Below are 23,815 nucleotides of genomic sequence, written 5' to 3'. Positions count from 1 at the left end.
ATGGAACAGGTTGACGAGGCGATGCTGCGGCAGTGGATCGGCCGACAGGAAACCGCGGAGGATGTGCTCGCGCCGCGGCTGGTGCGGGAGTTCCGCGCGACGCTCGATCTTGGCGACGAGATGCCGGCGCCGGGCGAGATCGCGCCGCTCGCGGTGCATTGGTGCCTGTCGCCGCCGACGGTGGTGGGCGCGCGGCTCGGCGCCGACGGGCACCCGGCGCGCGGCGGATTCCTGCCGCCGGTTCCCCTGCCCCGGCGGATGTGGGCGGGCGGCGCGCTCGAATTCCACGACACGCTGCGCGTGGGCGACACGGTGCGGCGCAGTTCGGAGATCGGCGATGTCGTCGTCAAGCAGGGGCGGACCGGGACGCTGTGTTTCGTGACGGTGCGGCACACGCTCGCCACCGCGCGGGGGGTGGCGCTGCGCGAGCGGCACGACATCGTCTATCGCGGCCTTGATGCGGGGCAAGGCGGGGCGGGGCAAGGCGGGGCGGGGCCAGGTGGAGCGCGGCCGGCAGCGGTGACCGACAAGGCGGGGACGGACAAGGCGGCGGCGCCGGCGACGTGGCGGCGGGAGATGACGGCGAGCCCGACCCTGCTGTTCCGCTACTCGGCGGTGACGTTCAACGGCCATCGCATCCATTACGACCGCAGCTATGTCACCGGGGTCGAGTTCTATCCGGGGTTGATCGTGCACGGGCCGTTGCAGGCGACCTGGCTGTTGCAGTTCGCCGAGGAGATCGGCGGGCGGCGGCCGGAGAGCTTCAGCTTCCGCGGGGTGCAGCCGCTGTTCGATTTCGAGGTGTTCGCGCTGTGCGCGCGGCGCGAGGGGGATGGGTTCGCACTCTGGGTCGAGACCAATGACGGCAAGCGGACGATGGAGGCACGGGCCGCATGAGCGGGTTCGCCGCGATCGCGCCGCTGTTCGTGCCGGCGGACCGGCCGGAGCGCTATGCCAAGGCGGCGGCGAGCGGCGCCGATGCGGTGATCGTCGATCTGGAGGACGCGGTGGCGCCGGCGCGCAAGGCGATGGCCCGGGCGGCGCTGGCGGAGGGGTTCGCCACGCTGCCGGCCGGGGTTGCCGCCTTCGTGCGGGTGAACGCGGCGGGCACGGCATGGCACGAGGACGATCTTGCCGCGATCGTCGCACTGCCGGTTGCCGGGATCGTGCTGGCGAAGGCGGAGACGCCAGCGCAGGCCGAGCGCGCCGCGATGGGGCGCGGGGTGATCGCGCTGATCGAATCGGCGCGGGGCATGGCGATGGCGCGCGAGATCGCCGCGAGCCCGGCGGTGCGGCGGCTGGCCTTCGGCAGCATCGATTATTGCGCCGATCTCGGCGCCACGCATCTGCGCGAGGTGCTGCTGCCGGCGCGGGCGGAGCTGGTGCTGGCATCGCGCCTCGCCGGGCTGGCGGCGCCGCTCGACGGGGTGACGCCGGCGCTCGATGACGCGGCACTGATAGAGGATGACGCGCGCCACGCGATGAGCCTCGGTTTCGGCGGCAAGCTCTGCATCCATCCAAAACAGATCGGCCCGGCGCGGGCCGGCTTCGCGCCGGCGGCGGCCGAGATCGACTGGGCGCGGCAGATCCTCGCCGCCGGGGATGAGGGGGCGGTCGCGGTTGGCGGGACGATGGTGGACGCGCCGGTGCGGCTGCGGGCGCGGCAGATCCTCGCCCGCGCCGGCGAGACAAGGGAACAGGACGGGACGGCATGAGCACGACGACGACGACCGACGCCGCGGACATCGAGGCGGGCATCACCGGAGACCTCGCGCGCTTCGCCGCCGGGCTGGGCATGGCGGATCTGCCGGCGGCGGTGACGCAGCGGATCGGCCTGCTGGCGTTGGACGCGGTGGGCAACGCGGTGCGGGCGCGGGAGGCGGCGGAGAGCACGAGGGCGCTGATCGCCGCGGTGCGGGCGATGGGCATGGGGGATGGCGAGGCGCCGGTTTTCGCCGATCCGGCCGGTTATGCCGCCGCCGGGGCGACGCTGATCAACTGCGCGCTGGTGCATTCGCTGGATTTCGACGACACCCATGCGGCGGCGATCGTGCATCCCGGCGCGCCGGTGATCCCGGCGGCGCTGGGGGCGGCGGCGATGAGCGGGGCGGATGGGGCGACGGTGATCGCGGCGATCGCGGCGGGGTATGAGGTGGCGCTGCGGCTCGCCCTGGCGCTGCCGGCCGGCGCGCATTACGACCGCGGCTTCCATCCGAGTGCGACTTGCGGGAGTTTCGGCGCGATGGCCGCGGTCGGGCGTGTGTTCGGGCTGAGCCCGGCGGCGATGGCGTCGGGCTTCGGCATCGTGCTCAGCCAGACCGCGGGCAGTTTGCAATTCCTCGCCAACGGGGCCTGGACCAAGCGCTTCCAGGTGGGCTGGGCGGGGATGGCGGGAATGGCCGCCGCCTGCCTCGCGCGCGAGGGGTTCAAGGGCGCGGCGGCGCCGATCGAGGGGCGGCACGGGTTTCTCAACGCCTATAGCCCGGCGCCGGAGCCGGAGCGGGTGCTGGCCGGGCTCGGCACCGACTGGGAGCTGATGAAGACCGGGGTGAAACCCTATCCCTCGTGCCGCTGGGGTCATGCCGGGATCGACGCGGCGATCGCGCTGCGGGCGGAGCTTGGGCTGCGGGCCGAGGAGATCGAGGACGCGACGCTCGGGATCTCGCGCGCGGGGATGCTGCTGATCGGCGAGCCGGCCTCGCGCAAGGCGCGGCCGGAAAACATCGTCGATGCGCAGTTCAGCGGGCCCTTCGTGATCGCCACCGCGCTGGCGACCGGCCGGATGGACTGGGCGAGCTATGAGCTTCTGGACGACCCCGGGATCCGCGCGCTGATGGCGCGGGTGCGCTGCGAGAACGACCCGGATATCGAGGCCGAGTTTCCGCGGAACATGTCCGGCAAGCTGACTGTGCACGCGCGGGGGCAGCGTTTCGTGCGGCGCGTGGTGGTGCCGCGGGGCGAGCCGGAGACGTTTCCCGACGAGGCGGCGTTCCGCGCCAAGTTCGACGGGCTGACGCGGCAGGTGTTGGGCGCGGCGCAGGCCGAGCGCCTGGCCGATGCGGTGCTGGGCCTCGGCGCGCGGGACGAGGTGGCGGGCTTGTTCGCGCTGAGCCGGCCGGGAGCGGCGCAAGACGGGGCGCAAGACGGGGTGCTGTGAACAAAACGGGAATTACTTAACAGCGAGTATATAATTCTGGACCATTCCCAGAACCTATGAAAATCCCGTAATTTGGGACAAATATCCCGGCAAGAAAAAGGCCCCGGACATGTCCGGGGCCAGTTTGTATCGATGGGAGGAGATGAGGCGTCAAACAACCATCTCTGGTCTGCTTTCCAACATCGATGCAACCCTAGGTTATTCATCCGATCAGATGGAATCATCTGATCGGATAAAGATGCTCGACTTATCAATATGATAGAGCACTACATCCGATCCAATCGGATCGGAAAGTGCTCTAGATCAATGACGGCGGCAGCGGCGCGGGGGACGATGGCGGGCGCGGCAAGAGTGCCGGCGCGCCATGGAGGATCACGATCATGCAAGCTGCAACCAGACCCGTTGCTGCATCTGTTGTCCCGCTTGATGCGAGAGGCCGCGCCGGGCGGGCGCGCTTCCGCCTCGCCGCGCTGGGCGCGCTGCTCGCGCTTGGCGGCTGCGCGACCACCGCAGAGGCGCCGCTGGGGGCGGCGCTGGGGCCGACGGATCTCGCGTTCGTCACCACCGCCTCGCAACTGGTGAATTTCGATCTCGACGCCTGTTCGTTCGTCAGGCGCGGGCCGATCGAGCCGACGGCGCGGGCGGCGGTGGAGCAGGTTTGCGCCGATGCCGCGACCTATGCGCCGCGGCTGCAGGCGCTGGCGGCGCGCGAGGGCGTGAGACTGCCCACCGCCCTGCCCTTCGACCTCAAGGAAAAACTCGTCTCGCTCAATTATCACCCGCAGCCGAACCTGACCGTCGAGTTCCTGCGCGACGAGATCGGCAGCCATGAGAGCGCCATCGCGGTGTTCCAGGGCGAACTGCGCGAGGGGCGGAACCAGGCGTTCCAGCAGACCGCGCGCGATGGGCTGCCGGTGCTGGAGCGCAACCTCGCGATGCTGCGCGCCGCCCTGCCTCCGGGGATGGCAGAATGAAAAGCGCCCGGACGGCAGGACCGTCCGGGCGCCCGCATTAGAGCACTTTCCGATCCTTTTGGATCGGATGTAGTGCTCTATCATATTGATAAACCGAGCATCTTCATCCGATCAGATGATTCCATCCGATCGGATGATGCTCTAGTCGATCAGAAAACCTTGCCGACCTGGGCGAGGAAGACGACGTTGTTGCGCGCGCCGCCACGGGTTTGCAGGTCGGTCGAGAGTTCGGCCTGGCCGAAGATGGTGGGCGAGAGGAACGAACCGGCGATGATGCCGAGGCGGGTGAAATCGTTGCGGTTGCCGGTATCGGTCGTGACGCCCGCCTTGACCTCCGACACCCTGCCGCCGAAGGTTTTCTCGAAGCTCAGGCCGACATAACCGGCCGTCTGCGGGTGGAAATAATACGGCGCGTAGACGATCAGCTGGCCGACCGGGTCGGTTTTCAGATGGACGCCGGGGGAGACGCTGGTGTCGCCATAGACATAGCCATCGGCCCAGACCTGGAAGTCGAGACGGCGGCCCTTGGCCTGGCCGAAGATTTTGTGGGTGAAGCCGATTTCGAGATTGTTCACCCAGTTGTTGGTGCTGGCGTTCAGCGCGATCGAGGGGTTGTAGGACCCGGAGGGCGGGCTGACGAAATAGGCGAGGACGGCGGTTTCGTCCTCGGCGGGGTTGTTGAGCGGGTAGATGAAGGCGGAGAGCTGCGGCTCGGCGAAGCCGCCCTGGTGCGACAGGCTCTGGCCGCCGACCCGCTGGTTGCCGAGGAAGGAGACATAGGGGACGATGAGCTGCGCGCCCCATTGCATGCCGTCCACCGGGTTGAAGGTGTGGACGAGGCGGAGGATCGGCACGTCGGTCTCGATGTTGGTGTGGCCGAGCTTGGTGCCGTGCTGGGTGTAGAACGTGGTCGCCGAGGCGAACTGGTTGTAGAGCATCGCGACGCTGACATTGGGCGGCGGCGACGGCGCGTCATACGGCAGCGGGCCGCCGGCCTGGGCCGGCAGGGTCATCGCCGCGACGGCGAGGCCGACACCGAAGGCGGCGCCGGCGACGGACAAAGCGGCGCGGGAGAATTTCGAGGCTGTCTTGTCGGTCATGGACGGTCTCCTTGTTGGGTGGTCACGGTTTTTTTTTGGAGATTTCCCGATCCTGCCGGAATGGGAAACCCCTGCTGGAGTGCCGATCGGGGCGATATCATCCGATCGGGTAGCGAGTATCCGGATGGATGATAGTGTGGTGCCATTCGTGACGAAGAATGACAATCTCATTACCTCCGGATAGGGCAGTTTCGTTATCGTTTACGTAAGATCGTGACGTAAAGGTCACACTCAGGCTAGGCGAAGACGGGTTAATATTCGATCAACACGCGGCGGAACCGGCCTTACAGGTAGCCGGTTCCCGCCTCCGCGGCGAAGCGCGTGGGCGTGCCGTTCCAGATGATGCGGCCATGCTCGATGACATAGACACGGTCGGCATGCGGCAGGGCGAAGGTGACGTTCTGCTCGCCGAGAAGGACCGTGATGTCGGTGGTCTCGCGCAGGCGGGACAGCGCCTCGGACAGCTGGCCGAGGATGACCGGGGCGAGGCCGAGGGTCGGCTCGTCGAGGATCAGCAGGCGCGGCTTGAGCATCAGCGAGCGGGCGATGGCGAGCATCTGCTGCTCGCCGCCGGAGAGGGTGCGCGATTCCTGGGTGCCGCGGACGCGCAGGATCGGGAACAGCTCGTGCAGCCAGTCGAGCCGGGAGGCGCGTTCGCCGGGCGGCAGGCGCTGGCCGGCGAGTTCGAGATTCTCGGCGACCGACAGGCGGCCGAACAGCTCGCGGGTTTCCGGGCACTGGACGATGCCGGCGCGCGCGATTGCCGCCGCCGATTCGCCGGCGCGCTTCGCCCCGTCCCAGCTGATCGCGCCGCGGAACGGGACGAGGCCGGAGATGGCGTTGAACAGTGAGGTCTTGCCGGCGCCGTTGAGGCCGACGATGGAGACGAACTCGCCCTCGTGCACGGTGAGGGAGACATTCTCCAGCGCCTGCGCCTTGCCGTAGAAGACGCTGATATCCTCGGCCTGGAGCAGCACCTTGTGGGCGGCGATCTCGGCCTCGGGGCGTTCGTGGGTTTCGATGCCGCCGCCGAGATAGACGCGGCGGACGGTTTCGTCCTGCATCACCTGCTCGGAGGAGCCTTCGGCGATCTTTTCGCCGAGATAGAGGGCGAGCACGCGGTCCGCCAGCGAGGCGATGCTCTTGACGTTGTGGTCGACCAGCATGACGGCGCGGCCCTGGTCGCGGAAGCGGCGGATCAGGGCGGAGAAATCATGCACCTCGGCACTGGTCAGGCCGGCGAAGGGTTCGTCGATCAGCACCACGCTCGGGTTGCGGGCGATCGCCTTGGCGAGTTCCATCCGCCGCAGGTCGGCGAAGGGGAGCGTTGCCGGCAGGCGGTCGAGCACCTCGCCGAGGCCGCATTCCTCGCCGATTCGCCGCGCCGTCTCGATCGCGCCCGGCGGCGGGCGGAGGCGGCTCAGACTGTCGGGCAGCAGGCCGAGCAGGATGTTTTCCAGCACGGTTTGCAGCCGCAACGGGCGGGAGTGCTGGAAGACGATGCCGACGCCGGCGCGGGCGATGTCGTAGGTCGGGCGGCCGGCGATGTCCTGCCCGTCGAGCAGGATCTGCCCGGCGGTGGGGCGGACGACGCCCATGATCATCTGCATGACCGTGGACTTGCCCGAGCCGTTGGGGCCGATCAGGCCGAGGATCTCGCCGGGATAGAGGTTGAAGTCGAGCGACTTGACGGCGATGAGGCCGCCGAAGCGCTTGTGCAGCCCGCTGACGGCGAGGCGCGGGGTGGTGGTGGTGTTCATGCGCCCCTCCGGTGCGGCAGCAGGCCGAGCAGACCGTCCGGGAACAGCACGATCACCACCAGCGCGATCAGGGCGACGACGAAGGTGGAGAGCTGGCCGATCGGGCGGAGGAGTTCGCCGGCGACGATGAGAAAGACCGAGCCGATGGCGCCGCCGATGATGGTGCGGCGGCCACCGAGCACGGCGGCGATGATCACCCGCACGCCGATCGAGATGTCGACCACGGCGCTGACCGAGGCGGTGCCGAGATAGAAGACGAGGAAGGCGCCGGCGAGGCCGGAGAACAGCGCGGAGACGGCGAAGGCGAGGATCTTGTGGCGGGTCGCGTTGAAGCCGAGTGCTGCCGCGGCCACCTGGTCCTGCCCGGCGGCCTGCAGGATCATCCCCAGCGAGGAGCGGGAGATCAGGAACAGGATCAGCCCGCTGACCAGCATGAAGGCGAGCGCGTATTCATAGTTGGCCGCACTGCTGATCGAGAGCACGTCCGGCACCGAGAGGCCGATCTCGCCGCCGGTGACGCCGGCGAAGATGACGATGGCCTGTTGCAGCAGCAGCACCGAGACCAGGGTGATCAGGCCGAGATAGGGGCCGGAGAGGCGCAATGCGGGGATGGCCAGGGCAACGCCGCCGGCCACCGCGGCGAGGGCGCCGACGACGATGGCGAGCGGCACCGGCAGGCCGAGCAGCGCGTTCGACATGCCCGCGCCATAGGCGCCGAGGCCGATCAGGAAGGTCGGGCCGAAATTGACCTCGCCGGCATAGCCGAACAGCAGATCCCACGACATCGCGAAGACGGCGAAGTAGAAGGCGGTGGTCAGCACGCCGAGGATGTAGCCATTGGCGCCGAGCGGGAAGAGCGCCAGCACGATGAGGAAGACCGCGAGCGCGGCCAGGCGGGATTTCGGTATCGTCGACATCAGCGCCGTCCCAGCAGCCCTTGCGGCCGCATGTAGATCACCACGACGAGAAGGATGAGGGCCGGCACCTCGCGCAGCGAGGGCGAGACCAGGTAGGCGGTGACGGTTTCGATGTAGCCGACGATATAGGCCGCGATCAGCGTGCCGGAGACCGAGCCGAGCCCGCCCAGCACGACAATGGTGAAGGCGCTGCCGGTCAGCCCCGGCACGTAATCGGACCCCGAGCCGAGGAAGCTGCCGAGCAGCACGCCGGCGATGCCCGCGAGCAGGCCGTAGATCACCCAGACGAAGAGGTAGATCCGGTCGAGCTCGAAGCCGAGCAGGGTGAGCGCCCGCGGGTTGATCGAGGCGGCGAGCAGGCGGCGGCCGACCTGGGTGCGGTTGACCAGCAGCCAGAGCGCGCCCATCACCGCCCAGGCGACGGCGGCGATGAAGATCTCGTTGATCGGGGTGCGGACGCCGAGGATGGAGACCGTGCCGGCGATCAGCGGCTGCACCGTGATCGGGCTGTTGGTGAAGGCGTAGGACAGCGACTCCTGGATCATCACGCCCCAGAGCAGGGTCGCCGTCAGCACGAACAGCTCGCGCTCATGCGCGGGCACGGCGCGGGAATTCTCGATCGGGCGGACGATGCCGCCATAGGTCACGAGGGCCGCGACGAGGCAGACGGCGACGCCGGCGAGGGCGCCGACATAGGGGCCGAAGCCGAGCGAGGTATCGAGATACCAGGCGATCATCGCGGCGATGACCATCAGGCCGCCATGCGCGAGATTGAGGACGCCGGAGACGCCGAAGATGAGCGTGAAGCCCAGCGCGCCGAGCGCGTAGAGCGTGCTGATCGCGAAACCGTCGATCAGGATCTGGATCGCTAGCAAGTCCTACCCTCCCAGGTCAGACGAAAACGTGGGCAGATCCCGCCGGCGACAGGGCCGGCGGGACCGCGGGGCGGGTCAGGATTTCGGGACGGGCACGAAGCCGGGGAACTTCGCCTTGGCGTTGGCGAGCTTCAGCGGCCAGATGCATTTCTGCTGGCCGGCCTGCCATTGCAGGGCAACGCCGGTGACATAGTCGGGGCCGTATTTCAGCGCGTGGGCGAACTTGCTCTTCGCGCCCTGAAAGGCGATCTGGCCCTGGGTGCCGACCATGTTGGTCTGTTCCAGCGCATGGACGATGGGCAGCGGCTTGGTGGATTTCGCACGCTTCAGCGCATCGGCGAGCGCATAGACGGCATCATAGGTCGAGTAGGCCGAATAGGCCGGGGAGTAACCAAATTTCTTCACATAGGCGTCGGTGAAGGGGAGGGTTTTCGGCGTGATGGCAACGCCCGGGGCGGCGGTGCTGCCGGTGATCACACCCTCGGTCGCGCCGTTGGTGGCTTTCCAGAACACGTCGGAGCCGGCCTGGGCGTTGATCCCGGCGAGCGCCACGGGCACTTTCTGCTGCGCCCACTGCACCGTCGGCTGCACGCCGACATGGGCCCAGCCGGCGATGATGACGTTGGGCTTCAGCGTCTCGATCTTCTGGTAGATCGGGGTGAAATCGGACGTGTTGGGCGCGAAGCGGATATTGTCGAGCACCTTCAGGCCGATCTTGGGCAGGCAGGAATCGTAGCCGGCGTCGAGCGGCTTGGTCCAGGCGGCGTCCTCGCTCATGACCACGGCGGTCTTCATGTGGAACTGGTCGACCAGGGTCGCCTTCGAGGCGTCGCACACCGCGCGGGCGAGATAGGCGGCCGGCATGTAGGCGTGGAAGATGTATTGATGGGCCTTGAAGTCCTTGTGGACGTATTCGGACAGCTCGTTGGCGGCCGCACCGGTGATCATGTAGGGCTCGTGCAGGCGGGCGGCCCAGGGTTCGAGCGCCAGCGCCACCTCGCTGACGAAGGTGCCGATGATGGCGACGGCGTGATCCTGCCTCACCATGCGCTGGAAGGAGCGGATGGCATCGGTGGTGGAAAGGTGATCGTCCTCGATCACCAGCTTGATCGGCCGGCCGTCGATCCCGCCGGCGGCGTTGATCTGCTCGGCGGCGAGTGTCGCGCCATTGGCGATGGCCTTGCCGGGAATGGTGCCAATTTCGGAGGTGATGCCGACGACGATCGGCTTCGCGGCCTGTGCCGCCACCGGCACCACCGCCATGGCCGCGCCGGCGAAGGCGGCGGCGAACGCTGTTTTCTTTCTGGACATTGGTAGCTCCCCTTATTCGCAGTTTTGAATTTGATTGAGGGGATCATGCCATAGGTTGCGCATTCGGCAAGGGGGTATCGCACGCAGGAAGGCGCTTTTCGGAATTCGCCACGCGAAATCCGCGACGGCAACCATTCGTTAATAGAACATCCGTAAATTTACCTCTAGCGCGTCTCACCCCTGAGACCTGTCCCGTTTGAGGAAAAATGCCTTGGCTCCACCACCGGACAGAATATTCCCGCCCGCGCGGACGACGCGGCGATTTTCAACCAGGCTTGCGGCGACGCGGCTGCTGGCGGCGCTGATCGCGATCGGGAGCGGCACGGCGGCGGCCCCGGCCGGACAGAAGGCGCGGCACGCGGTGGCGGTGGCGGGCGGACGGCTGAACATCGCCCAGGGCAGCGGCAGGCTGGTGACGCTGCGCGGCACCGCGGCGAACGTGTTCGTCGCCGATCCGAAAGTGGTGTCGGTGCGACCGGCCAGCGCGCATACGCTGTTCGTGTTCGGCACCGCGCCGGGCTTCACCACCATCGCCGTGACCGATTCGCAGGGGCATGACGTGGCGACGTTCCGGGTCGCGGTGACCCCCGGCACCTATCACGCCGCGGCAATCCGCGCCGGCGCGGCGCGGACGGCTCCCGGCGCGCGGCTCGCGATCAGCAGTGCTGCGCATGGCGTGGTGGTGCGCGGCACGGTGGCGACGCCGGTGCAGGACTACCAGGTGATGCAGCAGGCGCACCTGATCGCCGGAAAGGGCGGCCACGTGGTCAATCAGACCGAGGTGCGGCTGCCGCAGCAGGTGGCGCTCAAGGTGCGGATCGCGCAGATGTCGCGCACGATCACGCAGCAGCTCGGGATCAACTGGCAGAGCGCGGGCAATGGGATTTCGGTGGGCAAGTTCCTGTTCGGGTTCAGCGCGCTCGACGTGCTGAACGGATCGAGCCCGGCGACGCCGGCCGCGGGGAGCTACAATGCCGGGCTTTCGACCGGTGGCGGCGCGATCGACAGCATTCTCGACGCGCTGAACAGCGACAATCTCGCGCATATCCTGGCTGAGCCGACGCTGACCGCACTCTCGGGGCAGAGCGCGAGCTTCATCGATGGCGGCTCCTTCCCGGTGCCGGTGCCCGGGCAGAACGGCCAGGTGACGGTGCAGTACAAGGATTTCGGCGTGCAGCTGAAATTCCGCCCCGTGGTGCTCGATAACGGCAGCATCATCCTGCATGTCGAGCCGACGGTGAGCGCGCCGACGACGCAGAACGCCTTCCAGATCGCGGTGGCGGGCACGTCGATCGTGGTGCCGTCGCTGTCCACCCAGTCGGCCTCGACAACGGTCGTGATCGGCAGCGGACAGACCCTCGCCATCGCCGGCCTGCTCAGCAACAGCAGCAACCAGACCGACAAGTCGGTGCCGGGGCTCGGCGACATTCCGGTGCTCGGCGCCGCGTTTCGCGCCGACAGCTACGACCGGCAGGAGGAGGAACTCGTGATCCTCGTGACCCCCTATCTCGTCAAGCCGGTGGACCAGGCGGGGCGGATGATGACGCCGGACCAGGGATGGTCGCCGCCCAACCAGATCCAGCGGGTCTTTCTCGGGCGCGACAATGGCGGCGGGCACGCGGTCGTGCTGCCGGGCCAGGCCGGGTTCATCCTGCGATGAGGACGACGATGGGCGAGCGCAGCGCAAGGCGGCACGGTCGCGCGGCCATCCTGCTCGGGGCGAGCGCGCTGCTGCTGGCCGGCTGCGCCGGGGGCGACCCGTTCGCGCGGCCGGGAACATGGCGGGAGAACGGTGCGCCGATGCACAATATCGCGATCGAGCTGGTCAATCCGCATGATCTCGTCGCCGGGCGCGGCGATGCGCGGCTGACCGGGCCGATCGCGGAAAAGGCGGTGGGTAGCGCGCTGAAGGCGCCGGCAGGCGGCGGCGGCGGCGCGGCTCCGCTCGGCGGGGCCGGCGGTGGCGGTGGTGGCGGTGGCGGCGGCATGGCATCGTCCGGCGGGCTGTCGGGGATCACCCAATGACCGGGCGGAGGACACGGTGGCTGCCAGGGGCGATGCTCGGCATTGTCGCGGCGGCGCTCGCCGGCTGCGCTGGGCCGGCGCGGACCAGCGCCGCACGCCCGGCGCTCGGCGCCAACACGCTGAACGTGGCGGAGACGGCGCTGGCGGGGAACCGGCCGGATCTCGCGCTGCATGTCGCCGATGCGGTGCTGAAGCTCGACCCGGGCAATGTGCGGGCGCGGCTGATCCATGGAGATGCCGCCTATCTGCTCGGCGACTGCCAGACGGCGACGCGCGATTACACCGCGCTGCTCGGCGCCGCACCGCATGATGCGCGGGCGGAGATCGGGCTTGGCCGCTGCGCGTTGCGCGGCGGCGGACGCGGGGCGGTGACCGCGTTCCGGCGGGCGACGCGGGACGACCCGCACAATGCTGTGGCGTTCAACGATCTCGGAGTGGCACTGTCCCAGCGCGGCGCCTTCGCCGCGGCGGCGCCGGCCTTCCGCCGGGCGCTGGCGCTGCGCCCCAACTTCCGGGCGGCGCGGGCGAATCTCGGCCTTGCCCTGGCGCTTGGCGGCAATGCCGGCGCCGGCGCCGCGATCATCGCGCCGCTTGCGCAAGGCGGGCCGATTTCGGCGCCGGAGCGGGCGGATTATGCCGCCGCCCTCGCCCTTTCCGGCCATCACGGCGCGGCGCGGCAGGTGCTCGACGCGACGATGCCGGCGGCGGAGGCGGACGCCGTGGAGACGCGGATGGCGCGGCTTGCGGCACGGCCGGCTGCAGGGGCGAAGCGCGCGGTCAACTGACTGCGCTAGAGCACGTTCCGATCCATCCGGATCGGATGTCGTGCTCTATCTTGTTGATAATTAGAGCATCTTTATCCGATCAGATGATTCCATCCGATCGGATGATGCTCCAGAGCACGTTCCGATCCATCCGGAGCGGATGCCGTGCTCTATCTTGTTGATAATTAGAGCATCTTTATCCGATCAGATGGTTCCATCCGATCGGATAAAGATGCTCTAGCGCGAGAGCGCAGGCGATGCGGGTTCAGCCGGCGCCGAGGACGAGCTTGCGGACGCGCGGCGCGCTGCCCTTGGCGCGGTAGAGCCGCATGTCGGCCTGGCGCAGCAGGTCATCCAGCGTATTGCCGGGTTTCGCGCCGTCGATCCCGATGCTGACCCCGACTTCCAGCCCGTGCGCCGTGAGGGTCTGGGCGAAGGCCTGGCGGATCCGGGTGGCAATGGAGGAGGCGGTTTCGCCGGTGCCGCCATCGATCAGGATGGCGAATTCGTCGCCGCCGAGCCGGCCGACCACATCGCCGGCGCGCACGCTTTCCATGCAGATCCGGCCCAGTTCGCGCAGCAGGCGGTCGCCCTCGGCATGGCCGAGCGTGTCGTTGATGCGCTTGAAGCCGTCGATGTCGAGCACCAGCAGCATGCAGGAGGTGGCGCGCAAGCGGCGCTCGGCCTGGATGGTGAAGCCACGGCGGTTGAGCACGCCGGTGAGGAAGTCGGTATGGGCGGCGCTGTCGAGCAGGCGCTCGCGCAGCATCCGCACCAGATGGCTGGCGCACAACGCATCGCAGAACACGAAGATGATGCCCTCGCCGGCCGAGATGACGAGCCAGAGCCGCAGCGCGGCGGGCGTGCCGTGCTGGAGCAGGTCGGCGGCGCGAACGACGATGAAGACGCCATGGACGACGAGGGCGGCCGCCAGCGGGTAGCGCGCGGCCGCGGGGGCGGGAATCCGCACGACCTCGACCAGCAGCAGCGCGATCATCAACAGGGTCAGCGGCGTCTGCGCGACGAGATAGAGCCAGGGTTTGGCGGCGAAGGGGAGCGTGGCGCCGATGGCCCACCAGGCGAGGCCCGGCAGCAAGGCCAGCAGCATCGGGCTGGACCGGCCGGCGAGGCGGCGCGCGCCCAGCCACATCATCCCGTAGGCCATCAGCAGGAGACCGGGCGCCAGCCCGTGGGCAAGCCAATGGGCGCCGAACCTGCCGGCAATGAAGGCACCGAGCCCGGCCGCGCCGATGAAATAGGCGCTACCCCACCATTTCAACATTTCGGCGCCGGAAAGGAAGCCGGTCACGACAAGAAGAATGCCGGCCAGCACGGTCATACCGTCGAAGAACAGATAGATGTAGGAAAGATCCATTCCTCAGCGCCCGGAGACAATGATTTGGTTTTTGACTTTGATGGCAAGACCGGGATGACCGACTTGCCGCGCCCCTCAAAAAACAGGTATTTAGGTTGTATTTTATTATTGATATTTATTCTCGATTATTCGCTAATCGTATCCAAGATGTTTACCTTTGTCAAATTTTGATTTGGTGACGTGGACCTACCAAATCGGTGCATAAGCCGACGTTTGCCGTCATGAGGCATACGGGAGATGTCGGCCGATCGGATGTCACGGTTGCAAATTCTGATTGCAGCTATCGGCGAACGCCACATCCGGTCTGGCGGGCGGCGGCGGATCCCCTACCCGCCGGTCACGCTCATGTGGCGGGCGACGGCGGGGGCGCGGCCGGCGCGGTCGATCACGAAATCATGGCCTTTCGGCTTGCGGGCGATCGCATCGCGGATCGCCTGGCGCAGCACGGCGTCATCGTCCGAGCCGCGCAGGACGGCGCGCAGATCCGCCGCGTCGTCCTGGCCGAGGCACATATAGAGCGTGCCGGTGCAGGTCAGCCGCACCCGGTTGCAGCCTTCGCAGAAATTATGCGTGAGCGGGGTGATGAAGCCGAGCCGCGTGCCGGTCTCGGCGACGTCGAAATACCGGGCGGGGCCGCCGGTGACGTAGTCGGTCGGCGTCAGGGTCCAGCGCGCGGCGAGGCGCTGGCGGACGGTGGAGAGCGGCAGGTATTGATCGGTCCGGTCCTGGTCGACCTCGCCGAGCGGCATCGTCTCGATCAGGCAGAAATCGAAGCCGTGCTGGCCGCACCAGTCCAGCATCGTGTCGAACTCATCCTCGTTCACGCCCCTGAGCGCCACGGCGTTGATCTTGACCTTGAGCCCGGCCGCCTTCGCGGCCATCACGCCCTCGATCACCTGGGGCAGCCGGCCCCAGCGGGTGATGGACTGGAATTTTTCGGCATCGAGCGTGTCGATCGAGACGTTCACCCGCTTCACCCCGGCGGCGGCGAGGTCTTCGGCGAATCGGCCGAGCTGGCTGCCATTGGTGGTCAGGGTCAGTTCGTCGAGCCCGTGGCCGAGACGCTGTCCGAGGCGGTTGAGCAGCGTCATCACGCCGCGGCGGACCAGCGGCTCGCCGCCGGTCAGGCGCAGCTTGCGCACGCCGAGATCGACGAAGGCGCCGGCCAGCCGCTCCAGCTCCTCCAGCGAGAGCAGGTCCGCCTTGGGCAGGAAGGTCATGTCCTCCGCCATGCAGTAGACGCAGCGGAAATCGCAGCGGTCGGTGACCGAAATGCGGAGATAGGTGATGGCGCGGCCGAACGGGTCGATCATGGGCGTCATGTTTACGCTCGCGCGACCAAAGGCAAGACCCGCGGCGGCGCAAACCGCTGGAGCGGCGGGCGCAGGGGGGAATTGCGGCATTTCCGTGCCATGCGGCTTGACCGGGACAAGATCTCTGCACCATATGTTGCTGCAATATATACGCCCGCGCGTTCGCCGCCGCCGAAGGGCCGCGCGCGCCGCTCTCTCTCTGAGGTATGATGATGACGCTCCCCCTGATGCCGAAGGCCACCGCGGTGTGGCTGATCGAGAAGACCGCCTTGACCTTCGAGCAGATCGCGGATTTCTGCGGCATGCATCCGCTCGAGGTGCAGGCGATCGCCGATGGCGAGGTGGCGCAGGGGATCGTCGGCTACGATCCGGTCGCCAACAAGCAGACCACCGCCGATGAAATCCGCCGCTGCGAGGCCGATCCCAAGGCGCGGTTGAAAATGTTGCAGGCCGCCATCCCCGGCGGGCGGCGCAGCAAGGGGGCGCGCTACACTCCGGTGGCCAAGCGGATCGACCGGCCGGATGCGATCGCGTTCATGCTGCGCAACTATCCGCACGTGCAGGACGCGCAGATCGTCAAGCTGCTCGGCACCACCAAGGACACGATCCAGAAGGTGCGCGACAAGTCGCACTGGAACAGCGCCAATATCAAGCCGCGCGACCCGGTGATCCTCGGCCTGTGCAAGCAGTCCGACCTGAACGACGTGGTGGGGGCGGCGAATGCGCGGATCGAGCGCGAAGGCGAGGAAGTGCCGCAGCCGATGACGGATTCGAGCGACGAGGCGGCCTGAGAGCGGGTCAACCGCAGGAAATCAGGCGCCCGGACCGGTGATCCGGCCCGGGCGGGTCAAACGGCACGGAACCGCGTGCCGATAAATTTTTCCGGCACGATGTCTCGTGCCGGGGCGCACCGATCAGCTGACGCGGATGCGCTCGATTTCTTCCTTCAGGCGAAGTTTTTCCAGTTTGAGCCGGGCGAGATTTTCATCATCCGGTCGCGGCCGGCGGTCCTCGTCGTTGATGCGGGATTCAAGGCCGGCGTGACGTTGCTTCAGGGATTCCAGTCTCGCTTGCAGGCTCATCCTCGACTCCTTTCCGAGTGTGGATCGTTGTGGCGCAAGCCGGGCGGTGCCCGGCCGGGCGCCTGACCAAAAGTCTAGTCCTGCGCGTTCCGGTTGTCATCAATCTTTTATATTCGCGCCCGCGCCGGCGAGCATGCGGAAGGCGGCGGGGCACGGGGAGGGCAAAACCGGGATAGGCCAGCCTCGCGCGGCTGTGCTAGAAGCGAAACATGCTGACCGACAAGGACAACCTGCTCCGCCAATTGCACGGCCTGCGCAGCGAACACCGGGATCTCGACTCGGTGATCGCGCGGCTCGGCGACGAGATGCTGACCGACCAGTTGCAGATCCAGCGGCTGAAGAAGCGCAAGCTGCTGCTGCGCGACCAGATCCTGAGGCTCGAAAGCCGGCTGATCCCGGACGATATCGCGTGACGCCGCGCATCGGGATCATCATGGGCAGCCGGTCGGACTGGCCGACCATGCGCCATGCCGCCGAGACGCTTGAGGCACTCGGCATCGCCTTCGAGGCGCGCGTCGTCTCCGCCCATCGCACGCCGCTGCGGATGGTCGAGTATGCCCATGAAGCGCGCGGACGGGGGCTGGCCGCGATCATCGCCGGGGCCGGTGGGGCCGCGCATCTGCCCGGCATGGTCGCCGCCCTCACCCCGGTGCCGGTGCTCGGCGTGCCGGTGGAGAGTGCAGCGCTGAAAGGGGTGGACAGCCTGCATTCGATCGTGCAGATGCCCGGCGGCGTGCCGGTCGCCACCTTCGCGATCGGCAAGGCCGGGGCGATCAACGCCGCCCTCTTCGCCGCCGCGATGCTCGCGGTGACGGACAAGGAAATCGAGGCCAGGCTCGACGCCTGGCGCCGCACCCAGACCGACAGCGTGCCCGACCTACCCGAGGATCCGCCCACAGAATGACCGGTTTTCCGCTTCCCCCCAACGCCACGATCGGCATCGTCGGCGGTGGCCAGCTCGGCCGCATGTCCGCCATGGCGGCGGCTCGGCTCGGCTATCGCTGCCATATCTTCACCCCCGAACCCGACGCGCCGGCCTCGCAGGTCGCGGCCGCGACGACGCGGGCGGATTACGACGACAATGCCGCGTTGCTGCGCTTCGCCGATGCGGTGGACGTGATCACCTTCGAGTTCGAGAACGTCTCGGCCGAGGGGCTCGACCTGCTGGCCGATCGCCGCCCGGTGCGGCCGGGGCCGGAGATTCTGCGGATCAGCCAGGACCGGATCGCGGAAAAGCGTTTCCTCAACGAGGCCGGTATCGGCACCGCGCCCTGGGCGCCGGTGGAAACCATGGCGGAGCTGACCGCCGCCATCGCCGCGATCGGCCTGCCCGCCGTGCTCAAGACCACGCGGCTCGGCTATGACGGCAAGGGCCAGGCGCTGATCCGCACCGAGGCGGAGGCGGAGATGGCCTTTGGCCTGCTGCATCCGAAGCCGCTGATCCTGGAAGGCTTCGTCGATTTCGCGGCGGAGGGGTCGGTCGTCGTCGCGCGCGGGGCGGATGGGACGGTCAGCGCCTTCGACATGGTCGAGAACCGGCATCGCGACCATATCCTCGATCTTACCCTGGCCCCTGCCCCGTTCGATCCCGCGCTGCGGGAGACGGCGCGGGAGATGGCGCGCCTCGTCGCCGAGCGGATCGGCCTGGTAGGGCTGCTCGCGGTGGAGTTCTTCATCGGCCGGGATGGCCAGGTGCTGGCCAACGAGATCGCCCCGCGGCCGCATAATTCCGGGCACTGGACGATCGATGCCTGCCCGGCCAGCCAGTTCGAGCTGCATATCCGCGCCGTCGCCGGGCTGCCCCTGCCGCCGGCGATCCGCCATTCCGACGCGGTGATGAAGAACCTGGTCGGGCCGGAGGATATCGCGCTCTGGCCGCGGATCGTCGCGACGTCAGGGCTGATCCCGCATCATTACGGCAAGACCGCCGCGCGGCCGGGGCGCAAGCTCGGCCATGTCAACGTACTGTTCCCGCACGGCGCGCTGCCCGGCGAATTCGGCATCCGGGCGGCGCTCGGGCCGCTGGCAGGCGGCACGGATCAGTAAAGCTGCCGCTGGCGGCTAAACAGGACTAGCTGGGCAGGAGCAGACGCGCGGTTTCCAGCGTGTCGGCCTCGGCGGCCGGCTTGTCGTCGCGGATCCGCAGGATGCGGGGGAAGCGCAGCGCGATGCCGGATTTGTGGCGGGTGGAACGCTGCGCCGCGTCGAACCCGACTTCCAGCACGATCGCCTTCTCCACCTCGCGCACCGGGCCGTAGCTCGCGACCGTGTGGGCGCGGATCCAGCGGTCGAGCCGTTGCAGCTCGGCATCGGTATAGCCGGAATAGGCCTTGCCGACCGGCACCAGCGCGCCCTCCGCCGTCCAGACGCCGAAGGTGTAGTCGGAATAATAGGAGGAGCGCTTGCCGTGGCCGCGCTGGGCATACATCAGCACGCAGTCGAGGCTGAGCGGGTCGCGCTTCCATTTCCACCAATGGCCCTTGGGGCGGCCGGCGAGGTAGGGGCTGTCGGCGCGCTTGAGCATCAGCCCCTCGATCGCGGCATCGCGGGCGCCGGCGCGCAGGGCGGCGAGATCGGCGGCGGCGGCGAAAGGGATCAGCTCCGAAAGGTCCATCGACGCCGGAGAGGTGCTGGCGAACCAGGCTTCGAGCCGGGCGCGGCGGGCATCGAAGGGCAGGCCCCGGAGGTCGGTTTCGCCCTCGAACAGCATGTCATACAGCCGCACGCCGACCGGGTAGGCGGCGCGGAGTTTCGCCGGGACGCTCTTGCGGTTGAGGCGCTGCTGGAGATCGGCGAAGGGGGCCACCGCGCCATCGCGGATGACCAGCAGCTCGCCATCGAGCACGGCGTGGAAATCCATCGCCGCGACGATTTCGGGGAAGGCGGCGGAGATGTCTTCCGCGCCGCGCGAGTAGAGCCGGCTGCCGCCGGGGGTGGAGACGAGCTGCACGCGGATGCCGTCCCATTTCCATTCGGCGCGATGGGCGGACCAGTCGAGTGTCGCGAGATCCGCCGCCTCGATCGGGTGGGCCAGCATCGGCGGGCGAAAGACGGGGGCGGCACCGGGGGCCGGGCGCGGGGCGCGGCCTTCCAGCCAGTCGAACAGCGCGGTGTAGGGCGGCTCCAGCCCGTGCCAGACTTCCTCGATCTCGTCGGCCTCGACGGCGAATTGCCGGGCCAGGGCGAGTTTGGCGAGGCGCAGTGCGGCGCCGACGCGCAGGCCGCCGGTGATCAGCTTGATCAGGGCGATGCGGGTCGAGACGTCGCTCGCATCGAGCCAGGCTTCGATGAGCGCCGGGATTTCGGCGCGCGGCGCCGCGCGCAGGGCGGCGACGAGATCGGGCAGGCCGGGCGGGGCCGCGCGCGCGGCCGGCGGCCAGAGCAGGGCGATGGTCTCGGCGAGGTCGCCGACGAAATCATAGGAAAGGGCGAACAGCTCGGGATCGGTGCGGGCGGCGGCCAGTTCGCGCAGCATGGCGGGTTTCGCGCCGGGAAAATCGAGCGCGCCGGCGATAGCGGCGAGCGCGTAGCCGCGCTCGGGATCGGGGCGGTGGGCGAAGTAATCGGCGAGGAGTGCGATCTTGGCGTTGCGCCCGGTGGTGTAGAGCAGGCGTTCCAGCAGGTCGGCGAAGGGTTTCATTCCTGCTCCGCCTCATCGCCATAGCCGATCAGGCTGAGCGCGCGGCCGCGCCGGCCCATCAGCGAGAGCTGGCGCAGCAGGGCCGCCTCGGCGCCATGGGTGACCCAGATTTCCGGGGCGGCGACATCCTCCACCGTGGCGAGCAGCTCGTCCCAGTCGGCATGGTCGGAGATCACCAGCGGCAGCTCGACGCCGGAGGCCTTGGCGCGCTGGCGGACGCGCATCCAGCCCGAGGCGATTGCGATCACCGGATCATCGAGCCGCCGCGCCCAGCGATCCGCCACCGCCGAGGGCGGGGCGAGGACGATGGCGCCCTTGAGCGCGTCCTTGTCGGCGACCGTGGCGGGGCGGAGATCGCCCAAGGACACGCCGAGGGCTTGATAGAGATCGCAGAGTTTTTGCAGGGCGCCGTGGAGGTAGATCGGGGACTCGTATCCGGCTTCGCGCAGCAGGGCGATCAGCCGCTGCGCCTTGCCGAGACCATAGGCGCCGACGAGATGGGCGCGGGCGGGAAAGATCGTCATGGAATGGAGCAGTTTCGCGATTTCCGACGCGGCGTCCGGGTGGCAGAAGACCGGCAGGCCGAAGGTCGCTTCGGTGACGAACACGTCGCACGCCACCGGGACGAAGGGCGCGCAGGTGGGATCGCGCCGGCGCTTGTAGTCGCCCGAGATCACCGCGCGGCTGCCCTCGTAGTCCAGCACCACCTGGCAGGAGCCGAGGACATGGCCGGCGGGGACGAGGGAGATTCCAACGCCGTTGACGCGGACGATCTCGCCCGGGGCGGCCGCCTGCTGCACGGCGCCGGCCCGCGCCTCGCCCATCCGCACCCGCATGATCGCGAGGGTTTCGGCGCTGGCCAGCACGTGGCGATGGCCCGGCCGGGCATGGTCGGCATGGCCATGGGTGATCACCGCGCGGTCGACGGCGCGGGTGGGGTCGATGAAGAAATCGCCGGGCACGCAATGGAGCCCTTCGGGGCGGGGATGCAGCCAGGTTTCGGGATGCGGAGGCATGGCGGGAAGATGGGGACGGATTGCAGGTTTCGCCAAGTCTGCCATGTCTGGCGCGTGACCGCCCTGCCCCCCCGTTTCGCCGACTGGTTCGCCGCGCGCGGCTGGACGCCGCGGCCGCACCAGCTCGCCGTGCTGGGTGCGGTGCGGCGGCGCGAGAGCGCGCTGCTGATCGCCCCCACCGGCGGGGGCAAGACGCTGGCCGGGTTCCTGCCCAGCCTGATCGCGCTGGCGGAGGCGCCGCCCGAGGGGCTGCACACGATCTATGTCAGCCCGCTGAAGGCGCTGGCCACCGATATCGCGCGGAACCTGGAAGCGCCGGTGGCGGAGATGGGCCTGCCGATCCGCATCGAGACCCGCACCGGGGATACGCCGGCGAACCGGCGGGCGCGGCAGCGCGCGCGGCCGCCGCATATCCTGCTGACCACGCCGGAGAGCCTCGCCTTGCTGCTCTACGATCCCGAGGCGGCGTCGCGCTTCGCGGGGCTGGCTTCCATCGTGATCGACGAGGTGCATGCGCTGGCCGGGACCAAGCGGGGCGACCAGCTCGCGCTCTGCCTCGCGCGGCTGGCGCGGCTCGCACCGGGGGCGGTGCGGATCGGGCTGTCGGCGACGATCGCCCATCCCGCGGCGATCCGCGCCTGGGTTTCGCCGGATGGCAAGGGTGGGGCGACCGCGATGATCGCGGGCGAAGCCGGGGCGGCGCCGGAGATCGGGATGCTGATCGGGCCGGCGCGGATGCCGTGGTCCGGCCATATGGGGCTTATGGCGGCGGCGGCGGTGCTGGCGCGCATCCGCGAGGCGCGGATGACGATCGTGTTCGTGAACACCCGCGCCCAGGCCGAGCTGATGTTCGAGGCGCTGTGGAAGCATAACGAGGAGACCCTGCCGATCGCGCTGCATCACGGCAGCCTCGCGGTGGAGCAGCGGCGGCGGGTCGAGGCGGCGATGGCGGGCGGGAAGCTGCGCGCGGTGGTCGCGACCTCCTCGCTCGATCTCGGCATCGACTGGGCGGGGGTGGACCAGGTGATCCAGATCGGTGCGCCCAAGGGGGTGTCGCGCCTGCTGCAACGGCTGGGGCGGGCCAATCACCGGCTCGACGAGGCCTCGCGCGCGCTGCTCGTGCCGGCCAACCGCTTCGAGGTGCTGGAATGCGCCGCGGCGATCGAGGGGGTGGCGGCGCAGGATCTCGACGGCGATCCGCCACGGCCGGGCGGGCTCGATGTGCTGGCGCAGCACGTGCTGGGCTGCGCCTGCGCCGCCTCCTTCCATCCCGACGACCTGTTCGCCGAGATCACCGAAGCGGCGCCCTATGCCGCGCTGGCGCGGGAGGATTTCGACCAGGTGGTGCGCTTCGTCGAGGACGGGGGGTATGCGCTTGCGGTGTATGAGCGGTATCGCCGCCTGTTTCGCGATGCCGAGGGCGTGGTGCATGTGCGCAGCGAGGCGGTGGCGCGGCGGCTGCGGATGAATATCGGCACCATCGTCGAGGCGCCGGTGCTGAAGGTGCGGCTCGGCGCCGGGCGCGGCGGGGCGGTGCTCGGCGAGGTCGAGGAGTATTTCGCGGCGATGCTGGCGCCGGGCGACACGTTCCGCTTCGCCGGCCGGCTGCTGCGCTTTATCGGCATTCGCGAGACCAGCGTGCTCTGTGCCGAGGGCGGGACGGGGGAGCCGAAGATTCCGGCCTATGTCGGCGGGCGGATGCCGCTTTCGACCAACCTCGCCGACCGGGTGCGGCTGATGCTGCACACGCCGGCGACATGGGACCGCTTTCCCGAACCGGTGCGCGAATGGCTCGGCCTGCAGGCGGCGCGCTCGGCGCTGCCGGCGCCGGACGACCTGCTGGTGGAGACGTTTCCGCGCGGCGGGCGATGGTATCTCGTGGCGTATTGCTTCGAGGGGCGGCAGGCGCACCAGGCGCTGGGGATGCTGCTGACCCGCAGGCTGGAGCGGCTCGGCTTCCAGCCGCTCGGCTATGTCGCGACCGATTACGTGCTCGGCATCTGGTGCGCGCGGGAGCCGACCGGGATCGGGCGGTTGTTCGAGGAGGACCTGCTCGGCGAGGATCTGGAGGCGTGGATGGCGGAAAGCTCGATGCTGCGGCGCAGTTTCCGCAATGTCGCGGTCATCGCCGGGCTGATCGAGCGGGTGCATCCGGGCGGCGAAAAGAACCGTAGACAGATCACCGTCAATACCGATCTGATCTATGATGTTCTCCGCAAGCACGATCCAAGCCATATTCTCCTCCGCGCCACCTGGGCCGATGCCGCGCACGGGCTGGTCGATCTCGCCCGCATCGCCGGGATGCTGGCGCGCGCGCGCGGGCGGGTGCATCACCGCGCCCTGCCCCGGGTTTCGCCGCTCGCCGTGCCGGTGCTGCTGGAAATCGGGCGCGAGCGCGTCGGCGGCGCCGAGGCCGAGGAGGCGCTGCTCGGCGAGGCGGAGGCGCTCGTCGCCGAGGCGATGGGAACGGGCACTCTGGTCTAACGCACGCGCTTGTGAAATGAGC

At 68.8% G+C, this 23,815-nt stretch carries 22 protein-coding genes; 12 read left to right on the top strand and 10 right to left on the bottom strand.

Annotated features, from left to right (window positions below; genetic code table 11):
- The 4 genes from B7Z76_RS03845 (at position 1) to B7Z76_RS03830 (ending at position 4,131) form a co-directional block, all read left to right on the top strand.
- Positions 1-897, top strand: coding sequence for a MaoC family dehydratase N-terminal domain-containing protein (locus B7Z76_RS03845; RefSeq protein ID WP_291342254.1), 897 nt, complete (start codon positions 1-3; stop codon positions 895-897).
- Positions 894-1,715 (top strand): CoA ester lyase, encoded by an 822-nt coding sequence (locus B7Z76_RS03840; RefSeq protein ID WP_291342252.1) that lies wholly within the window; start codon positions 894-896, stop codon positions 1,713-1,715. The genes B7Z76_RS03845 and B7Z76_RS03840 overlap by 4 nt, the downstream gene beginning before the upstream one ends.
- Complete coding sequence (locus B7Z76_RS03835) at positions 1,712-3,157, top strand: MmgE/PrpD family protein (RefSeq protein WP_236656464.1); 1,446 nt, start codon at positions 1,712-1,714, stop codon at positions 3,155-3,157. Before B7Z76_RS03840 ends, B7Z76_RS03835 begins: the two co-directional genes overlap by 4 nt.
- Before the next feature lie 380 nt (positions 3,158-3,537).
- Positions 3,538-4,131 carry a DUF4142 domain-containing protein gene (locus tag B7Z76_RS03830; protein WP_174504461.1) on the top strand — a complete coding sequence of 198 codons (594 nt, stop codon included), beginning with the start codon at positions 3,538-3,540 and terminating at the stop codon, positions 4,129-4,131.
- 149 nt (positions 4,132-4,280) lie between these two features.
- Here the strand turns inward: B7Z76_RS03830 and B7Z76_RS03825 are convergent, their stop codons facing one another.
- The 5 genes from B7Z76_RS03825 to B7Z76_RS03805 all read right to left on the bottom strand — a co-directional run bounded on the left by B7Z76_RS03825 (position 4,281) and on the right by B7Z76_RS03805 (position 10,094).
- The gene (locus B7Z76_RS03825; RefSeq protein ID WP_291342250.1) at positions 4,281-5,231 is read right to left on the bottom strand and encodes a transporter; all 951 of its coding nucleotides are present in this window, start codon (positions 5,229-5,231) and stop codon (positions 4,281-4,283) included.
- Between the two features lie 284 nt (positions 5,232-5,515).
- Positions 5,516-6,991 (bottom strand): ATP-binding cassette domain-containing protein, encoded by a 1,476-nt coding sequence (locus tag B7Z76_RS03820; protein WP_291342248.1) that lies wholly within the window; start codon positions 6,989-6,991, stop codon positions 5,516-5,518.
- Positions 6,988-7,908 carry a branched-chain amino acid ABC transporter permease gene (locus B7Z76_RS03815; RefSeq protein WP_174504458.1) on the bottom strand — a complete coding sequence of 307 codons (921 nt, stop codon included), beginning with the start codon at positions 7,906-7,908 and terminating at the stop codon, positions 6,988-6,990. The genes B7Z76_RS03820 and B7Z76_RS03815 overlap by 4 nt, the downstream gene beginning before the upstream one ends.
- Positions 7,908-8,783, bottom strand: a complete 876-nt coding sequence (locus B7Z76_RS03810; RefSeq protein WP_174504457.1) for a branched-chain amino acid ABC transporter permease — start codon at positions 8,781-8,783, stop codon at positions 7,908-7,910. Before B7Z76_RS03810 ends, B7Z76_RS03815 begins: the two co-directional genes overlap by 1 nt.
- 75 nt (positions 8,784-8,858) lie before the next feature.
- Positions 8,859-10,094: an ABC transporter substrate-binding protein gene (locus B7Z76_RS03805; RefSeq protein WP_174504456.1), complete on the bottom strand. Its 1,236-nt coding sequence runs from the start codon at positions 10,092-10,094 to the stop codon at positions 8,859-8,861.
- 211 nt (positions 10,095-10,305) lie between these two features.
- On the opposite strand from B7Z76_RS03805, the gene B7Z76_RS03800 reads away from it, so the two are divergent.
- From B7Z76_RS03800 to B7Z76_RS03790, 3 genes are read left to right on the top strand one after another with little or no spacing between them, the layout of a single operon-like run.
- Positions 10,306-11,754 carry a type II and III secretion system protein family protein gene (locus tag B7Z76_RS03800; RefSeq protein WP_291342245.1) on the top strand — a complete coding sequence of 483 codons (1,449 nt, stop codon included), beginning with the start codon at positions 10,306-10,308 and terminating at the stop codon, positions 11,752-11,754.
- Positions 11,751-12,119, top strand: a complete 369-nt coding sequence (locus B7Z76_RS03795; protein ID WP_291342243.1) for a hypothetical protein — start codon at positions 11,751-11,753, stop codon at positions 12,117-12,119. The genes B7Z76_RS03800 and B7Z76_RS03795 overlap by 4 nt, the downstream gene beginning before the upstream one ends.
- Positions 12,116-12,904 (top strand): M48 family metallopeptidase, encoded by a 789-nt coding sequence (locus tag B7Z76_RS03790; protein ID WP_174504454.1) that lies wholly within the window; start codon positions 12,116-12,118, stop codon positions 12,902-12,904. Before B7Z76_RS03795 ends, B7Z76_RS03790 begins: the two co-directional genes overlap by 4 nt.
- A gap of 244 nt (positions 12,905-13,148) precedes the next feature.
- On the opposite strand, the gene B7Z76_RS03785 is transcribed toward B7Z76_RS03790, so the two are convergent.
- Both B7Z76_RS03785 and moaA read right to left on the bottom strand, forming a co-directional pair.
- Positions 13,149-14,258 (bottom strand): diguanylate cyclase, encoded by a 1,110-nt coding sequence (locus tag B7Z76_RS03785; protein WP_174504453.1) that lies wholly within the window; start codon positions 14,256-14,258, stop codon positions 13,149-13,151.
- Between the two features lie 326 nt (positions 14,259-14,584).
- The gene (gene moaA, locus B7Z76_RS03780; protein ID WP_174504937.1) at positions 14,585-15,571 is read right to left on the bottom strand and encodes a GTP 3',8-cyclase MoaA; all 987 of its coding nucleotides are present in this window, start codon (positions 15,569-15,571) and stop codon (positions 14,585-14,587) included.
- 209 nt (positions 15,572-15,780) lie between these two features.
- On the opposite strand from moaA, the gene B7Z76_RS03775 reads away from it, so the two are divergent.
- Positions 15,781-16,362, top strand: coding sequence for a DUF1013 domain-containing protein (locus tag B7Z76_RS03775; protein WP_174504452.1), 582 nt, complete (start codon positions 15,781-15,783; stop codon positions 16,360-16,362).
- Between the two features lie 123 nt (positions 16,363-16,485).
- Here B7Z76_RS03775 and B7Z76_RS03770 read toward each other — a convergent pair whose 3' ends face one another.
- Positions 16,486-16,653, bottom strand: a complete 168-nt coding sequence (locus B7Z76_RS03770) for a YdcH family protein (protein WP_174504451.1) — start codon at positions 16,651-16,653, stop codon at positions 16,486-16,488.
- Between the two features lie 209 nt (positions 16,654-16,862).
- On the opposite strand from B7Z76_RS03770, the gene B7Z76_RS03765 reads away from it, so the two are divergent.
- Genes B7Z76_RS03765 through B7Z76_RS03755 form a run of 3 tightly spaced genes read left to right on the top strand, consistent with a single transcriptional unit; the run spans position 16,863 to position 18,699 of the window.
- Positions 16,863-17,066, top strand: a complete 204-nt coding sequence (locus tag B7Z76_RS03765; RefSeq protein ID WP_174504450.1) for a YdcH family protein — start codon at positions 16,863-16,865, stop codon at positions 17,064-17,066.
- Positions 17,063-17,557: a 5-(carboxyamino)imidazole ribonucleotide mutase gene (purE, locus tag B7Z76_RS03760; RefSeq protein ID WP_201712631.1), complete on the top strand. Its 495-nt coding sequence runs from the start codon at positions 17,063-17,065 to the stop codon at positions 17,555-17,557. Before B7Z76_RS03765 ends, purE begins: the two co-directional genes overlap by 4 nt.
- Complete coding sequence (locus B7Z76_RS03755; RefSeq protein ID WP_174504449.1) at positions 17,554-18,699, top strand: 5-(carboxyamino)imidazole ribonucleotide synthase; 1,146 nt, start codon at positions 17,554-17,556, stop codon at positions 18,697-18,699. Before purE ends, B7Z76_RS03755 begins: the two co-directional genes overlap by 4 nt.
- A gap of 25 nt (positions 18,700-18,724) precedes the next feature.
- Here B7Z76_RS03755 and B7Z76_RS03750 read toward each other — a convergent pair whose 3' ends face one another.
- Complete coding sequence (locus tag B7Z76_RS03750) at positions 18,725-20,293, bottom strand: cisplatin damage response ATP-dependent DNA ligase (RefSeq protein ID WP_291342236.1); 1,569 nt, start codon at positions 20,291-20,293, stop codon at positions 18,725-18,727.
- Positions 20,290-21,354, bottom strand: a complete 1,065-nt coding sequence (locus B7Z76_RS03745) for a ligase-associated DNA damage response exonuclease (RefSeq protein ID WP_408736363.1) — start codon at positions 21,352-21,354, stop codon at positions 20,290-20,292. Before B7Z76_RS03745 ends, B7Z76_RS03750 begins: the two co-directional genes overlap by 4 nt.
- On the opposite strand from B7Z76_RS03745, the gene B7Z76_RS03740 reads away from it, so the two are divergent.
- Positions 21,319-23,793 carry a ligase-associated DNA damage response DEXH box helicase gene (locus B7Z76_RS03740; RefSeq protein ID WP_291342232.1) on the top strand — a complete coding sequence of 825 codons (2,475 nt, stop codon included), beginning with the start codon at positions 21,319-21,321 and terminating at the stop codon, positions 23,791-23,793. The two genes, B7Z76_RS03745 and B7Z76_RS03740, sit on opposite strands and share 36 nt — an antisense overlap.
- The last annotated feature ends 22 nt before the right edge of the window (positions 23,794-23,815 follow it).

Source organism: Acidiphilium sp. 20-67-58 (genome assembly GCF_002255515.1).
Taxonomy (GTDB): domain Bacteria; phylum Pseudomonadota; class Alphaproteobacteria; order Acetobacterales; family Acetobacteraceae; genus Acidiphilium.
The sequence above is the reverse complement of the archived record's forward strand: the minus strand, read 5'-3'. Positions and strand labels throughout refer to the sequence as shown.

Excerpts from the sequence above, each read along its gene's own strand:
- B7Z76_RS03845 (WP_291342254.1), top strand. The coding sequence starts at position 1 with ATGGAACAGGTTGACGAGGCGATGCTGCGGCAGTGGATCGGCCGACAG.
- B7Z76_RS03840 (WP_291342252.1), top strand. The coding sequence starts at position 894 with ATGAGCGGGTTCGCCGCGATCGCGCCGCTGTTCGTGCCGGCGGACCGG.
- B7Z76_RS03835 (WP_236656464.1), top strand. The coding sequence starts at position 1,712 with ATGAGCACGACGACGACGACCGACGCCGCGGACATCGAGGCGGGCATC.
- B7Z76_RS03830 (WP_174504461.1), top strand. The coding sequence starts at position 3,538 with ATGCAAGCTGCAACCAGACCCGTTGCTGCATCTGTTGTCCCGCTTGAT.
- B7Z76_RS03825 (WP_291342250.1), bottom strand. The coding sequence starts at position 5,231 with ATGACCGACAAGACAGCCTCGAAATTCTCCCGCGCCGCTTTGTCCGTC.
- B7Z76_RS03820 (WP_291342248.1), bottom strand. The coding sequence starts at position 6,991 with ATGAACACCACCACCACCCCGCGCCTCGCCGTCAGCGGGCTGCACAAG.
- B7Z76_RS03815 (WP_174504458.1), bottom strand. The coding sequence starts at position 7,908 with ATGTCGACGATACCGAAATCCCGCCTGGCCGCGCTCGCGGTCTTCCTC.
- B7Z76_RS03805 (WP_174504456.1), bottom strand. The coding sequence starts at position 10,094 with ATGTCCAGAAAGAAAACAGCGTTCGCCGCCGCCTTCGCCGGCGCGGCC.
- B7Z76_RS03795 (WP_291342243.1), top strand. The coding sequence starts at position 11,751 with ATGAGGACGACGATGGGCGAGCGCAGCGCAAGGCGGCACGGTCGCGCG.
- B7Z76_RS03790 (WP_174504454.1), top strand. The coding sequence starts at position 12,116 with ATGACCGGGCGGAGGACACGGTGGCTGCCAGGGGCGATGCTCGGCATT.
- B7Z76_RS03785 (WP_174504453.1), bottom strand. The coding sequence starts at position 14,258 with ATGGATCTTTCCTACATCTATCTGTTCTTCGACGGTATGACCGTGCTG.
- moaA (WP_174504937.1), bottom strand. The coding sequence starts at position 15,571 with ATGATCGACCCGTTCGGCCGCGCCATCACCTATCTCCGCATTTCGGTC.
- B7Z76_RS03775 (WP_174504452.1), top strand. The coding sequence starts at position 15,781 with ATGATGACGCTCCCCCTGATGCCGAAGGCCACCGCGGTGTGGCTGATC.
- B7Z76_RS03770 (WP_174504451.1), bottom strand. The coding sequence starts at position 16,653 with ATGAGCCTGCAAGCGAGACTGGAATCCCTGAAGCAACGTCACGCCGGC.
- B7Z76_RS03765 (WP_174504450.1), top strand. The coding sequence starts at position 16,863 with ATGCTGACCGACAAGGACAACCTGCTCCGCCAATTGCACGGCCTGCGC.
- B7Z76_RS03755 (WP_174504449.1), top strand. The coding sequence starts at position 17,554 with ATGACCGGTTTTCCGCTTCCCCCCAACGCCACGATCGGCATCGTCGGC.
- B7Z76_RS03750 (WP_291342236.1), bottom strand. The coding sequence starts at position 20,293 with ATGAAACCCTTCGCCGACCTGCTGGAACGCCTGCTCTACACCACCGGG.
- B7Z76_RS03740 (WP_291342232.1), top strand. The coding sequence starts at position 21,319 with ATGGGGACGGATTGCAGGTTTCGCCAAGTCTGCCATGTCTGGCGCGTG.
- B7Z76_RS03745 (WP_408736363.1), bottom strand. The coding sequence starts at position 21,354 with ATGGCAGACTTGGCGAAACCTGCAATCCGTCCCCATCTTCCCGCCATG.